Origin of the sequence: Lacrimispora sphenoides (assembly GCF_900105215.1) — a bacterium.
Taxonomy (GTDB): domain Bacteria; phylum Bacillota; class Clostridia; order Lachnospirales; family Lachnospiraceae; genus Lacrimispora; species Lacrimispora sphenoides_A.
In genome coordinates, this window is the sequence record NZ_FOIP01000001.1 from 2,726,866 (window position 1) to 2,740,204 (window position 13,339).

The window sequence follows — 13,339 nt, forward strand, 5'->3', positions numbered from 1 at the left end:
TTATGGGATACAAAGAGACATTATTTCAGCCGGTCATGATCGGCAGCAGAGAGTGTAAAAACCGGTTCTTCGCACAGCCCATGGAATGCGTGGATTCTGATGCAGAGGGAAATCCAACGGACTTAACTTATGAGCGGTATGAAAACCTGTATAAAGGCCAGTTTGGTCTGGTAGATTTAGAGGCGATCACGGTTACCAATGAAAGCCGCGCCAGAAAGACCCAGCTGGAGATCATGCCCCGCAATGAAAAAGCCCTGGAAAAATTTATCCGCAGACTGAAAGAAGTAAATCCCGATGCACTGATTGTATTCCAGCTGACCCACTCAGGAGAGATCAGCGTGCCGGAGTTTTCCAGAAGGGTCTGTGTGAAACCGATGTACGGGCTGGGCGGCGACATCCTGACAGAGGAAGAAGTAGAAAATATCATGGACCAGTTTGCCCTGGCATCAAAGATCTGTCAGAATGTGGGTGCAGACGGCGTAGACATGAAGCTGTGTCATGGATACTTAGGTTCCCAGATTATCCGACCTTATAATGACAGGGACTGGAAATACGGCGGCTCCTGGGAACGGCGTTCCGCTTTTGCATATGATCTCATGGAACAAATCCAGAAAGCGGTAAATTTTGATAAAAACTTCCTGATTGGTTCCAAAATGTCCATGTGGGAAGGCTTCCCGGGAGGCTTTGGTTCCGCAGGTCCGGACTCTCCGCTGATGGATATGACAGAGCCCATCGATTTAATTCAGGGGCTGGAGAAAATGGGAGCTTCCTATTTTGTGGAATCCTTAGGCAATGTCCACTGCAGCATGAGCTTTATGGAAGCAGCCACCAATGATCCTTACTTCTCATATCTGCATATTTATTTTTCAGATTTAATGAAGAAAGCGCTGAAGCCGGAAACAGTTGTAATCGGTTCCCATTTTTCATCCTTCCGCGGAGGAAAGAACAAGCTTCTGTCCATTGAACCGGAGAAATCCTCCCTGTTTGCAATGGGAGCCAGATGCATTGAGGACGGCATGATGGATATGGTAGGTTTAGGGCGCCAGTCCTTTGCTGACCCGCTTACTCCTTTAAAGCTTAAGGAGGGCCGGGAACATGAGATCAAGTATTGTACCCAGTGCATGAACTGTGAAGAGTTGATGATACGTCAGCAGCCGGTCGGCTGTGTGGCATTTAATAAACCTTACACCCAGCGGTTTGTGGACATTCGTAAGACCATGGGAAAACTGACAGAGCTGCATACCTGATGTCTGGCAGTTATATGGGATCCCGGAATTCCCAAAGAATCCGGCTGATCCATGATTCCGTTTATCTAAAAAAATTACATACAAAGAAAGGCAAAGAAAATGAAAGAATTAAGAAAAGACGTATTGACAGCAAAGGATATTGCTTACATGATGGACCCAAGTGTACTGAAATTGGATACGTCAATCAAAGATGTGGAAGCCATGGTAGAAGCATGTAAAAAGTATGATTTTGGCTCTTGCTTCTGCTGGCCCTGCTATTACCCTGAGCTGGTGGAATTGTTAAAGGGAACAAATACTGCTTTCGGTACCTCCCTTGCATTCCCTTCCGGTCAGGAAACCACAGAAACAAAAGTATACCTGGCTCATGAGTTTATGAAGCTGAATCCGGTGGAAAATGATATGGTAATGAATGTAGGCTGGCTGAAAGCGGGACTTTATGACCTGGTACTTGAAGATATCAAGGCAGTTCGTGAAGCTACTAAGGGTACTTCTTTAAAGGTAATCATTGAAGCAATGCTCTTAACGGATGAAGAAATCATAAAAGCCAGTGAGCTTTGTATCGAAGGCGGCGCAGATTATGTCAAGACAGGAACCGGATTCTCCCAGAATCCTACAACCCTTCATCACGTAGAACTGATAAAGGCAACCGTAGGCGACCGTGCAAAGATTAAGGTTGCAGGCGGAGTCAGGGATTTAGACACACTTCTTAGAATGTATAAGAGGGGAGCATGCAGATTCGGTATCGGCTTAAGCAATGCAATAAAGATCATCGAGGAAGTGATTGCAATGGGACACGATATTGATATGTCAACAATTGATTAAAAGCTGATGAGAGGCTGTTGCAAAATAAACTGAATATGCCTGATATTGTATATAAGAAGTAATACGATTGAAAGAAAGCGCATATATCATAGTTTTGCAACAGCCTAATGCTTTATTAACCTCATCAGGTAAGTCCCCCACTTCAATTCTGGAAAGGCATAAGTGGTGGGTGGACTTACTTGTGCCCGATAAAGCAGGGCATAATATGTCAGAAGGAGTGCAAACCCCTTCTGACAAGCTGCGATATCAGCTATGAGGTTATGAGCAAGCAGCGCAGCGGATTGCGAATATCCGATTAATAAGGAGGAATGAAAACAATGGGAAAACTTACAGGTAAGACCGCATTGATTACAGGTGCTTCACGAGGCATTGGGGAAGGAATTGCTAAGGCGTTTGCAAAACATGGTGCAAAGCTCATCCTTCTGGATATTTCTAATGATGTAGACAGACTGACAGAGGAGCTAAAGGCAGAGGGAGCTTCTTGTGTGGCGGTGCGGGCGGATGTCCGGGATCTAAAGGCAGTTGAGGCTGCGGTTGCAGAAGGCAAACGTCAAATGGGAGATATTGATATCCTGGTGAATAATGCAGGAGTATGCAGACTGGGAAATTTCCTGGATATGAGCGAGGAAGACCGAGATTTCCATATTGATATCAACATTAAGGGTGTGTGGAACGTGACCCAGACTGTGCTTCCGGAAATGGTGGAGCGAAAGGATGGGCGGATCGTCATCATGTCCTCCGTAACAGGGGATATGGTAGCTGACCCTGGTGAAACAGCGTATGCACTGTCAAAGGCAGCCCTGGTAGGGTTCACAAAATCCCTTGCAGTAGAATTTGCCGGATCCGGCATCCGTGTCAATGCCATATGTCCTGGATATGTGCGTACACCTATGGCAGAGAGCATTGCACAACAGTCGAATCCCACTGATCCTGAGTCTGTGCTGACAGAGATGGCAAAAGCGATCCCCATGAGACGGCTGGCGGCTCCCATAGAGGTGGGGGAACTGGCGGCGTTTTTAGCATCAGATGAATCCAGCTATCTGACTGGCACCCAGACGGTCATTGATGGGGGAAGCACATTGCCGGAAAGTGTCAGTGTCGGGGTGTAGTTCATGATCATTTCAAAGGGAATTGTGCTTCTTATGGCCTTGTTTCTGCTTGCAGGCGGTCTGGATAAAATCACAGGCAACCGTTTGGGCCTTGGGGAAGAATTTGAAAACGGCTTCCATGCCCTGGGTCCCCTGGCCTTAACAATGGCAGGGCTTACCAGCCTGTCCCCCCTGCTGGCCCGGTGGCTGTCCGGGGGAGTGGGAGCTCTGGCGGCAAAGGCAGGAATAAATCCTGCCATGGCCCCGGCGCTACTGATACCGGTTGATACGGGCTGTTACCCCCTGTCCCATGCCATGACTTCCGATGGAGCGGCAGCCGATTTCGCTTCCCTTATCGTTGCCTCCATGCTGGGGGCAACGGTCACGTTCAGCGTGCCGGTGGCCTTATCGATTATAAGGAAAGAGGACTATGGCTGCATGGCTATGGGGACAATGGCAGGGCTTATCGCCCTTCCTGCCGGATGCTTTGTGGGGGGACTGATGATGGGGCTTCCTCCCGGAACCGTTTTATGGAATCTGCTTCCGGTTCTGGCGTTTGCTTTGGTTCTGGCAGCAGGCCTGTTTCTTTTCCCCCAGAAAACCATTCGGTTCTTTGTGTGGTTTGGCAAGGGTGTGGTGGCAGTCATTACCATGGCCCTTATTACAGCATGTGTCCAGGAAGTGACCGGGTTCGTTGTGGTGGAAGGCATGGCTCCCTTAAAGGATTCCTTTATCATCCTTGGAAATATCGCGGTGATGCTGGCAGGAGCTTATCCCATGATGGCATGGATCCGCAAAAGACTTTTAAAGCCCCTAAAGAAAGCCGGCGGGTATCTTGGGGTGAATGAAACCGCTATGGCAGGCTTTCTGTCCACCTTGGCCAATAATGTCCCCATGATGGCAATGGTGAAGGATATGGATGACAGAGGAAAGGTATTAAACTTTGCCTTCGCCACCTGCGCCGCCTTTACCCTGGGGGATCATCTGGGCTTTTGCTCCGCTGTTGCACCGGATCGGATCCTGGCCATGGTTTGCGGAAAAATGGCAGGCGGTATTCTGGCTGTAGCCATGGCTTCTATTCTGCCTGGGATGAGCCCGAAGAAGAGCGTTGTTAGACCTTCCGCCTGAACTCATGGATTTTTTTATATTTACTTTGCTTAAGGTGTATGCTATGATGAAAAAACTCATCGTACGTAATAGATGGAGAGCAGCATGAATGATTTATAATCATGCACTGAACTTAGAGATGCTGTATATCAAATTTAAGCCGGACAGGATGAGAACCTGATGATGACATGATGGAGTAGAAAAACATGAAAAAAGCACTTATATTTGGTATTATCGGATCTTTCTTTTTTGCATTTACATTTGTGCTGAACCGTAGCATGCATCTGTCCGGTGGAAGCTGGATATGGAGTGCAAGCCTCCGATATCTGTTTACCTTTCCAATTCTGGCTTTGATCGTGGGGAAACAGCACGGGTTTCAACAAGTCCATAAAGTTATAAGAAAGAATCTTTTAAATTGGCTTATATGGAGTACCGTAGGATTTGGTCTTTTTTACGCACCGATCTCTTACGCGGCCGATTATGGAGAATCCTGGTTGATTGCGGCATCTTGGCAGGTTACAATCGTAATGGGAATTTTACTATCTCCTGTATTCCACAAGCGTATACCCATAAAAAATTTATGTATATCAGGATTTATTTTAATCGGAGTTTTTCTTTTACAGGTACATAATATTGCAGATTTGGATATTAAAATAACCCTTATGACGCTGCTTCCTATTCTTGTAGGGGCTGTTTCCTATCCTTTGGGAAACAGAAAGATCATGGAGGCAAGCGGGGACCAGCTATCTACAATCCAGCGGACTTATGGTATGACGTTATGCAGTCTTCCCTTCTGGTTCATTTTATCGGTACTCGGTCTGGTAAATGCCGGGGTACCTTCTGTAAGTCAGACGGTACAATCCTTCTGTGTCGCGGTTTTTTCCGGAGTGATCGCAACGTTGCTGTTTTTTAAAGCCACCGATATGGTTAAGTCGAACCATAAACAGCTTGCTGTGATAGAATCCACACAGTCGGGCGAGGTCATATTTACCTTGCTGGGAGGCATCTGGCTTCTTGGGGATTCCCGGCCTGATGATTTGGGAATTCTCGGCATATCGTTTATTGTGTTTGGTATGATCTTTAACAGCATGATTGTATCCTTTTCTAAAAAATCAGAGATTATTAACCCGTAACGAAATGGTTTTTACCTGCCAGCCTGTGGTACTTTTGCTGGCAGTTTTTGTATTGATGTTTTGATCCATATGAACTTGAAAGTCTCTTGGTAGTCTGGTAATATTAGGAACAGATCATTTTGTTTGCAGCCGTCAAATGATAAAGAGGCTGAAGTAAAAGAGGCGGCCGGGCATGGAAAGGAATAACAGCCGGGTATGCCCAGGATAAATAAAGATATGAAAGGAAAGGGCATATGAGCCAGAAACTTCTTACCCCCATCCTTCCGGAGGCGATGGATTTTGTTCTGGAAGATGTGGATGAATTATACCGCAGGAAAGACCAGGAGGAAGCGGTAAGCGATGTTCTAATAAGAAATCTTCATGTAACGGAGGAAGATCTTTCCCACATGCGTTTTTCTGCCGTCATATTTGAAAACTGCATATTTCAGGATTGCAGCTTTGATAAAGGAGAATTTACTGACATAGCATTCCGGGCCTGCGACATATCCAACTGCAATTTTGAGGACAGCTATTTTAACCGGGCGGAATTTTCTTCCTCAAAGGGGATGGGAACAAAATTCTGCGGGAATACCATGCTCCATACCGTAATAAAAGACTGCAATTTCAACTATGCCAATTTCGATTCCTCCAGGCTGGAGCACATCCGTTTTACCGATTCCCAGGTCCGGGGCGGATCCCTGACCCAGTGCCGCTGCAAGGCGTTTGAATGGAACCGGGCAAATCTGGAAAATGCCAGTTTTTTTAAAACCATGATGAAAGGAATGGATTTTACTAACAGTACCATACAGGGGTTGGTAATGTCTGATAACTGTGCGGAGATAAAGGGCGCTGTGGTGGACCTATACCAGGCGGCGGAACTGGCAAAGTATCTTGGCATTGTCATAAAAAACTGACCATCTGATGCTCTAATACGTTTCTGGATCAAACATGAGGTTTACAATGATCTTTTATGTGATAGAATGGTTATAATTATGTTGCAAGATAAGCGTTTATTTAAGGAGGCGAGCTTTTTTATGATGGAACCCTCAAAAGCTGCGTAGCACGGGTTATGCAGTTAAAATAAATAAGTAATTGTATAGCCTTTGCTATTCCTGACAGTAAAAATATGTTTGGGAGGCAGCGATGCGCTATCAGAAAGCGAATGAGATTTTACCGGAAGAGCTGGTGGAATTAATTCAGAATTATATAGACGGGGAGTATGTTTATATCCCCAGAAAACAGGAAAATAAAAGAACCTGGGGTCAGAGGACAGGTGCCAGAGCGGAAAGAAAGCTCCGGGACTTATCCATCTATGAGGATTACCTTTCCGGCATATGCGTGAAGCTTTTGGCGGAGCGCTATTATCTGTCCGAGAAAAGCATCCAGAGGATCGTACTTCAGGAAAAGAAAAATATGAAATTAGAATAAGGCGGCGCATCTGTAAGAAAATGGTGCGCCGCCTTTTCTTTGTTTCATAAGAGAGTATGAGGTGGGATAAAGAATGAGGGCGTGTTACAGTTGTTGAAAGAAACAATTGTAAAAATGGAGAAAGAACATGAATCGAAATTTACGAAAACAATGGATCGTCACGCCGGACCAGCTTCCAACCATCATAAGAAGATGCCCGAAATGCGGGAAAAAGACGGAATTTATAAACAGCGGTAAATTCAGGGTCAATGCCAATGGCCGCCTCATAGATGTCTGGATGATTTACCGGTGCGGACAATGTAATACCTCCTGGAATATGACCATATGGGAGAGAGCGGAGGCCGGCCGCCTGGAGAAAGAAGAATATGAGGGATTTTTAAATAATGATCCTGATCTGGCGGCAAAATACGGAAATGACAGGGATTTATTTGCGAGAAACAAGGCAGAAGCCGCTGCCTCAAAGGCGGAATATCACGTGACTGCTGTTGATACTGCATTACCCTGCGGGGAGGATCATGCCATGGAGATCGAGATAAGGATTCCGCCTGGATTTGATTTGAGGGCAGATATTTTTTTAATGCAGCAGTTGTCCGTATCCAGAAGCAGGATAAAGAAATGGTGTGAGGACGGACTGATTCTAAGCGGCGGACAGGTATTGTCTCCCAAAGGAAAAATCAAGGACAAGATGATTCTGCAGATAAAAAAGGAAGCCTGCCGTTCAAAACAGGAGGAAGCGTTTAAAATGATTCAGTATCATATGATTTAAAGTCCTGCTTTTCTAACTTTTTCTCGCCGGATCCGGTCCTTTTTGCCAGAAGAAACAAAGTCATAAAAACGGTATATCCGATCAATAATACTCCCGCAGTCAGCCATAACCCAGATATGGCAATCCGGTCTACAAACAGACTGCAAAAAAAGGACGCACACATGGAGCCTGCCTGCAGAAGAAAAGAACCGAAAGAAAGAACACTTGCTCTGAAATACCCTGGAGTATATTGGTTGATCAGGGTGTTTTCAGCTACACTTCCGGTTCCGAGGAGGAGATAAATACTACCGTATCCCAGGATAAAGAGCCATACATTTTTATGAAGAGCCAGAACGAGGAGGGCGCAGCCAAGGAATAACCGGCTGATGCTGTAAATCCGCCATTGGCGGCCGGGAAATTTCTTCAGCAGCCTTTGACAGAAGGAATTTCCCATCGCTGCCAGTAAGAATCCGGCAAAGGACAGTATACCCAAAACCCAGGTTCCTTCCGTATGATTTGAAATCTTAAGATAAGCCGGCTGCCAGTAGGTTTCAATGGAGATAAGGAAATAACCGGTAAACAGCATACCTGCCAGAATCAAAGGAAAGTCCTGTTTCGACAGGACTATTTTTACGCCTCTCTTTACATGCTTCGCGAGGGGAATCCTTTCTCCCCGGCGGCCGCAGATTTTATCCTCCCGGATGCAAAACAGACAGAGCATGAAGGTAACTGCTGTAAATACGCCTCGGGTCAATATATTTCCGGTGAAAGAATCTCCTATACAGGAAAGAAAGCCGCCAAGGATACAGCCGGCCGCAAGCCCGGCTTCTTCCAGAATCCCAAGGCGGGCAGCTATTGCAGGAAGACAAGCTTCTCCCTTTTCCTGCAGAGCCTGATCCACGATGAGGGCATCCAGGCTTCCGGTAGAAAAGGCTCTGCTGATCCCATTAAGAAGAATGTAAAACAGCAGCCAAATCCAGTTGTCAGCAAACAGCAGCAGGATCAGAGACAGGATCTGGCATGCGCCGGAAATAAGGAAAACAGTCTTCCGTCCGTATAAATCTGCGCAGATTCCGCTGGGCAGTTCAAAGCAAAGCACCGCAGCAGAATAGGAAGCGATCAAAAGCGGCAGAGTCTTAAGATCGGCTCCACGGTTTAAAAGAATTAAATTCAGCACCGGCAGAAGGATTCCCAAGGATACATAATTGAGAAAAATAGTCAGCTGCTTTCCATTACTCATGAGGATTCTCCTCTGCATTGTATAGAATAAACGCATATTCCCAGGGGGATTTTTCTGCAGAAGGAATGGCGTGCCGGTCTAAATAATCCGTGATCATCATCAAAAGCTCTTTGCCTTCTCCCTCAGACAGATGTATGACACCGGTTAAGATATCTCCTAAATTCCATGTACTTTCCGGATCGGTGGAATCATACCGTTCCAGATACTTCTTTTTCTGAGCCAGAAATCCCTCATAGGTTCCGGCAATCTGTTCCTGTACCAGAACTTCCTTCTGCATATTGTTCTCATCGGGATGATCCAGTCCAATCTGGACATTGACATAGGTAGGTTTGTAATATCTGGCGGTAATTCCGTTGATCATTTCTGTATGATCCAATTCCACGACTCCCAGCGAGCTTAGTTTTTTAATATGATGCTGGACACTGGAAGGGGATATCTCCAGTTTTTCTGAAAGCTGCTTGGGTGTCATGGGGATTTTGGACCGTCCCAATAATCTAAGAAGCTTCTGCCTAACAGGATTCATGTAGATTTCCAGTTCCTTTTTTGTAGATAACGTAATTTTATTCATATTCCTTTTTCTCCTTATCCCTGCGATATCATTACATATATTGTAACATTACAAAATGTGTAACGTCAAGCGGAAATTAAGTATAAAACAAGAAAGGTCTTATAAGTTTCGCAATTACATATCCTATGTATTGATTAAAGAATTAAAAAGAATTGATATTTTTGGAAAAGCCTCTTGACAATCAGGGAATAATATTATATTATAAGCGTAGTTGATAATGATAATTATTACTGATATTATTTATCAATAAGGTGAAGCGAATATTCTTATTTCGCTTTCCATATATCAGAACCAACACGCAGCCATACAGCTGTTTTCGAGGGGGCCTGGCCTCCACGGAAAAAAGTACAGTTTCCGCCCATAGAAACAGCGGAAAATCCTGATAAGTTAACATTAAATCAAAATATAAAAATCATAGGAGGTAATTCATTATGTCATTAATCGGAACCGAAGTAAAACCATTCAAGGCGCAGGCTTATCACAACGGAAAATTTGTAGAGGTCACAGAGGAAGATTTTAAGGGCAAGTGGAGCATCATCTGCTTTTATCCTGCGGATTTCACGTTTGTTTGCCCGACAGAACTGGAAGATCTGCAGAACAATTATGAGACATTTAAGAATCTGGGAGCGGAAGTTTATTCCGTATCTACGGATACTCACTATACCCACAAGGCTTGGCATGACAATTCAGAGGCTATACGTAAGCTGACCTATGTTATGATTGGAGACCCCTCTCATACAATTTCCCGCAATTTTGATGTACTGATCGAAGCAGATGGACTTGCGGACCGCGGTACCTTTATTGTTGACCCGGACGGCATCATTCAGTCGGTAGAGATCAATGCCGGAAACATTGGCCGTGATGCAAACATTCTTATTGATAAGATCAAGGCTGCCCAGTACGTAAGAAAGAATCCTGGTGAAGTTTGCCCGGCAAAATGGAAAGAGGGCGGAGCCACACTGAAACCAAGCCTTGACCTAGTAGGAAAAATTTAAGGAGTAAAGATTATGATGCTGGATGCTGAAATAAAGAAACAACTGGCTGAGTATCTCCAGCTTCTGGAAAACGATGTGCTGATTAAAATCAGCACAGGATCTGACAGTATATCAAACGACATGATGGTCCTGATGGAGGAGCTGACCGCACTGTCACCGAGAATAAAGACAGAACAGGTAAAACTGCCCAGAACACCCAGCTTTACCATTAGCCGAATGGAAGAAGACTTTGGGGTCACTTTTGCAGGCATCCCTTTGGGCCATGAATTTACTTCTCTTGTACTGGCTCTTTTACAGGTAAGCGGAAGAGCCCCCAAGGTTGACGGTAAACTAATTGACCTTGTGAAGAGTATCAAGGGCGAATACCATTTTGAAACCTACATCAGCTTAAGCTGTCATAATTGCCCGGAGGTGGTGCAGGCCCTTAACCTTATGAGCATTTTAAATCCTGGCATTACCCATACGATGATTGACGGTGCCGCCTTTAAAGAAGAGGCGGAGAGCAAAAATATTATGGCTGTGCCAACGGTTTTACTAAATGGTGAATTTTTTGGCAGCGGGCGCATGACACTGGAAGAGATTCTTGGAAAATTAGGCAGCGGGCCTGATATGTCAGAGTTTGAGAAGAAAGAGCCGTATGATATACTTGTAATCGGAGGCGGTCCCGCGGGAGCCAGTGCAGCCATTTACGCGGCGCGCAAAGGCATACGCACAGGGATTGTTGCGGAACGCTTCGGCGGTCAGGTAAGAGAGACGCTGGGAATTGAGAATCTGATCAGCGTCGGATATACCGAAGGTCCCAGATTAGCAGAAATTCTGGAGCAGCATGTTAGTAATTATGATGTGGATATTATGAGTGCACAGCGCGCCAGGCGCCTGGAAAGAAAAGAACTCATTGAGGTGGAACTGGAAAACGGCGCTGTCTTAAAAAGCAAGGCAGTAATCCTTTCCACAGGAGCCCGATGGAGAAATGTCGGGATACCGGGTGAGGAGGAATTTAAGAACAAGGGGGTTGCTTATTGTCCCCATTGTGACGGACCTCTTTATAAAGGAAAGCAGGTGGCAGTAATTGGAGGCGGTAATTCCGGCATAGAAGCCGCTATTGACCTTGCGGGAATTGCCAGTCATGTAACGGTGTTTGAATTTATGCCTGAGCTGAAAGCAGATGCCATACTACAGAAGCGCCTTTACAGTCTGTCTAATGTGACAGTCTTAAAGAATGTACAAACGAAAGAAATTACCGGCACTGATAAGGTAAACGGCATCACCTATATGGAACGTGAAACCGGAGCAGTCCATCATATGGATTTGCAAGGAGTATTTGTTCAGATCGGTCTTATAGCCAATACAGACTGGCTGGGGGATACTATTGAACGCAACCGCATTGGTGAGATTATTGTTGATAACCACAATGCAACCAGTTTACCAGGAGTTTTTGCAGCAGGAGACTGCACGGACAGCGTTTATAAGCAGATAGTGATCTCAATGGGATCCGGAGCTAGCGCAGCTTTAAGTGCTTTTGATTATTTAATTCGAAATTGACTTTGAGTAAGGTGAAACCCATGAAACCCATTGTTTATGTGTGTTTCATGAGTTTCATTTTACTCTCTGGTTACAAGCCGAAAGCTGGATTAAGCCTGGCCGTCGGTATGTATAGCTTGAAAATAGCGCCTTACTTTACCAAGAGCAGGGGCGCTATTTTTTGAGTTATTACCCGAAACCTTGACATGTCCCATCTGTAACAGTATAATTTTATATGGACATGACTGGAAAATGACTGGAGTGATAAAAATGCAATATCGTGCACTAGAGCAGATGCTCATTAATTCCATAAAAGAAGTACAGATAAAATTAGGATACGAAAAAGAACCAATTCGCTTCTATTACCCAGAACGTGCTCTGGTGAACATCCTGAAAATCCACGAAGGCTCTCCACAGGAAACAAGAGCAGCCATGGAAGGTTTTAAGGAATATGTGAAGGAGCGACTGGGAGACATCAGGATCACAAAAAGTCAGGAACGCTTTTGCTTTGAGATTCCCCAGGAAGGTATTGAATACGTATATTACCATAAAAAAGACAATGGCTTCTTAAAAGAATTCATTGAAACCGTGGAAAAACCCAATACGACCCTGGATGAGATCCTGAAAGTTTTTCATAAATTCGCCGACGGTAAGGTTATCTGTATAAAATCTCAGGAAGAAGATTTCGATTACATTATATTTTTTGAGGATTCCTCAATAGATAATTACCGGTACTATATTAAATTTCATAGAAATCACGCCACATACCACAGGTTCTTATCCGAAGATGCAGCGGATATGGGCATATAACGATATTATATCAGGAGAAAAAACAATGCAGAGAAAAAGGTGGATCGCAACCCTGTTTACAGGTCTGGTATTTATGGCCGCTAATAGTTTTACTGCCAAAGCAGATATGGCCGCCAATGCGGTAATTCCCATTGTGGCTCCGCCGCCCTTTGAGCAGCAGATTGGCCCTGGAGTAGGCGGGGGGAAAGACTTTTCCCAGTCAGCGCCGGAAGTTTACACAGGTACAGGAGAACAGGTTGTGGCTTTTGCAAAACAGTTTCTTGGAAACCCCTATGTATATGGCGGGACAAGCCTTACATCAGGTGCCGACTGTTCCGGATTTGTGCTAAGCGTTTATAATCAATTTGGCATAAGCCTCCCAAGGACCTCTGAAGCCCAGGGAGAAGCTGGATTTGATGTGGGCGGAATCGAAAATGCCCGGCCGGGAGATATTGTATATTACATAGGACATACCGGTATTTACATAGGGCAGAATCAGTTGATCCATGCAAGCGGCCCAAAGGATGGGATTAAAATATCCTCTGTGGATTTTATGACAATTGTTTCAGTCAGAAGAATATTAGGGAATTAAATAATAATAAGATTATATTTGAGCTTATTCAGATGCTTCGTCAGAATCATCGGGAATAAGCTCTTTTTTTATGCAGCAGCGTGCC

Annotated in this window: 14 protein-coding genes; 12 read left to right on the plus strand and 2 right to left on the minus strand. The window is 44.9% G+C overall.

What is annotated here, in order from left to right; translation table 11 throughout:
• Positions 1–2 precede the first annotated feature (2 nt).
• The 8 genes from BMW45_RS12380 (at position 3) to BMW45_RS12415 (ending at position 7,570) form a co-directional block, all read left to right on the plus strand.
• Positions 3–1,247, plus strand: a complete 1,245-nt coding sequence (locus BMW45_RS12380) for an oxidoreductase (RefSeq protein WP_092243980.1) — start codon at positions 3–5, stop codon at positions 1,245–1,247.
• 99 nt (positions 1,248–1,346) lie between these two features.
• A complete protein-coding gene (deoC, locus tag BMW45_RS12385; protein WP_025234619.1) occupies positions 1,347–2,069 on the plus strand; it encodes a deoxyribose-phosphate aldolase in 723 nt (240 codons plus the stop codon).
• A gap of 317 nt (positions 2,070–2,386) precedes the next feature.
• Positions 2,387–3,178: an SDR family oxidoreductase UcpA gene (gene ucpA, locus BMW45_RS12390; RefSeq protein WP_025234618.1), complete on the plus strand. Its 792-nt coding sequence runs from the start codon at positions 2,387–2,389 to the stop codon at positions 3,176–3,178.
• 3 nt (positions 3,179–3,181) lie between these two features.
• A complete protein-coding gene (locus tag BMW45_RS12395) occupies positions 3,182–4,285 on the plus strand; it encodes an ethanolamine utilization protein EutH (protein ID WP_092243984.1) in 1,104 nt (367 codons plus the stop codon).
• A 185-nt stretch (positions 4,286–4,470) separates the two neighbouring features.
• A complete protein-coding gene (locus BMW45_RS12400; protein WP_092243987.1) occupies positions 4,471–5,397 on the plus strand; it encodes a DMT family transporter in 927 nt (308 codons plus the stop codon).
• Positions 5,398–5,630: 233 nt separating this feature from the next.
• The gene (locus BMW45_RS12405; protein WP_092243989.1) at positions 5,631–6,290 is read left to right on the plus strand and encodes a pentapeptide repeat-containing protein; all 660 of its coding nucleotides are present in this window, start codon (positions 5,631–5,633) and stop codon (positions 6,288–6,290) included.
• Positions 6,291–6,519: 229 nt separating this feature from the next.
• Positions 6,520–6,804, plus strand: a complete 285-nt coding sequence (locus BMW45_RS12410) for a CD3324 family protein (RefSeq protein ID WP_092243991.1) — start codon at positions 6,520–6,522, stop codon at positions 6,802–6,804.
• Between the two features lie 127 nt (positions 6,805–6,931).
• Positions 6,932–7,570 carry a DUF1062 domain-containing protein gene (locus BMW45_RS12415; RefSeq protein WP_092243994.1) on the plus strand — a complete coding sequence of 213 codons (639 nt, stop codon included), beginning with the start codon at positions 6,932–6,934 and terminating at the stop codon, positions 7,568–7,570.
• On the opposite strand, the gene BMW45_RS12420 is transcribed toward BMW45_RS12415, so the two are convergent.
• Both BMW45_RS12420 and BMW45_RS12425 read right to left on the minus strand, forming a co-directional pair.
• Positions 7,542–8,789, minus strand: coding sequence for an MFS transporter (locus BMW45_RS12420; RefSeq protein ID WP_166433343.1), 1,248 nt, complete (start codon positions 8,787–8,789; stop codon positions 7,542–7,544). The genes BMW45_RS12415 and BMW45_RS12420 overlap by 29 nt on opposite strands.
• A complete protein-coding gene (locus tag BMW45_RS12425) occupies positions 8,782–9,357 on the minus strand; it encodes an ArsR/SmtB family transcription factor (RefSeq protein ID WP_092244000.1) in 576 nt (191 codons plus the stop codon). The genes BMW45_RS12420 and BMW45_RS12425 overlap by 8 nt, the downstream gene beginning before the upstream one ends.
• A gap of 431 nt (positions 9,358–9,788) precedes the next feature.
• Here BMW45_RS12425 and ahpC point away from each other — a divergent pair, with 431 nt between their 5' ends.
• From ahpC to BMW45_RS12445, 4 genes are all read left to right on the plus strand, one after another.
• On the plus strand, positions 9,789–10,352 hold the full coding sequence (ahpC, locus tag BMW45_RS12430; protein WP_054791470.1) for an alkyl hydroperoxide reductase subunit C: 564 nt from the start codon (positions 9,789–9,791) through the stop codon (positions 10,350–10,352).
• A 12-nt stretch (positions 10,353–10,364) separates the two neighbouring features.
• Positions 10,365–11,894, plus strand: coding sequence for an alkyl hydroperoxide reductase subunit F (gene ahpF, locus BMW45_RS12435; protein ID WP_092244003.1), 1,530 nt, complete (start codon positions 10,365–10,367; stop codon positions 11,892–11,894).
• 249 nt (positions 11,895–12,143) lie between these two features.
• Positions 12,144–12,683: a DUF3877 family protein gene (locus BMW45_RS12440; protein WP_166433344.1), complete on the plus strand. Its 540-nt coding sequence runs from the start codon at positions 12,144–12,146 to the stop codon at positions 12,681–12,683.
• A gap of 25 nt (positions 12,684–12,708) precedes the next feature.
• Entirely contained in the window at positions 12,709–13,254 is a 546-nt protein-coding gene (locus BMW45_RS12445) for a C40 family peptidase (protein ID WP_242883004.1), read from the plus strand.
• Positions 13,255–13,339 lie beyond the last annotated feature (85 nt).

Excerpts from the sequence above, each read along its gene's own strand:
- BMW45_RS12440 (WP_166433344.1), top strand. The coding sequence starts at position 12,144 with ATGCAATATCGTGCACTAGAGCAGATGCTCATTAATTCCATAAAAGAA.
- BMW45_RS12445 (WP_242883004.1), top strand. The coding sequence starts at position 12,709 with ATGCAGAGAAAAAGGTGGATCGCAACCCTGTTTACAGGTCTGGTATTT.
- ahpC (WP_054791470.1), top strand. The coding sequence starts at position 9,789 with ATGTCATTAATCGGAACCGAAGTAAAACCATTCAAGGCGCAGGCTTAT.
- BMW45_RS12400 (WP_092243987.1), top strand. The coding sequence starts at position 4,471 with ATGAAAAAAGCACTTATATTTGGTATTATCGGATCTTTCTTTTTTGCA.
- BMW45_RS12380 (WP_092243980.1), top strand. The coding sequence starts at position 3 with ATGGGATACAAAGAGACATTATTTCAGCCGGTCATGATCGGCAGCAGA.
- BMW45_RS12415 (WP_092243994.1), top strand. The coding sequence starts at position 6,932 with ATGAATCGAAATTTACGAAAACAATGGATCGTCACGCCGGACCAGCTT.
- ahpF (WP_092244003.1), top strand. The coding sequence starts at position 10,365 with ATGATGCTGGATGCTGAAATAAAGAAACAACTGGCTGAGTATCTCCAG.
- BMW45_RS12420 (WP_166433343.1), bottom strand. The coding sequence starts at position 8,789 with ATGAGTAATGGAAAGCAGCTGACTATTTTTCTCAATTATGTATCCTTG.
- BMW45_RS12395 (WP_092243984.1), top strand. The coding sequence starts at position 3,182 with ATGATCATTTCAAAGGGAATTGTGCTTCTTATGGCCTTGTTTCTGCTT.
- BMW45_RS12425 (WP_092244000.1), bottom strand. The coding sequence starts at position 9,357 with ATGAATAAAATTACGTTATCTACAAAAAAGGAACTGGAAATCTACATG.
- deoC (WP_025234619.1), top strand. The coding sequence starts at position 1,347 with ATGAAAGAATTAAGAAAAGACGTATTGACAGCAAAGGATATTGCTTAC.
- ucpA (WP_025234618.1), top strand. The coding sequence starts at position 2,387 with ATGGGAAAACTTACAGGTAAGACCGCATTGATTACAGGTGCTTCACGA.
- BMW45_RS12405 (WP_092243989.1), top strand. The coding sequence starts at position 5,631 with ATGAGCCAGAAACTTCTTACCCCCATCCTTCCGGAGGCGATGGATTTT.
- BMW45_RS12410 (WP_092243991.1), top strand. The coding sequence starts at position 6,520 with ATGCGCTATCAGAAAGCGAATGAGATTTTACCGGAAGAGCTGGTGGAA.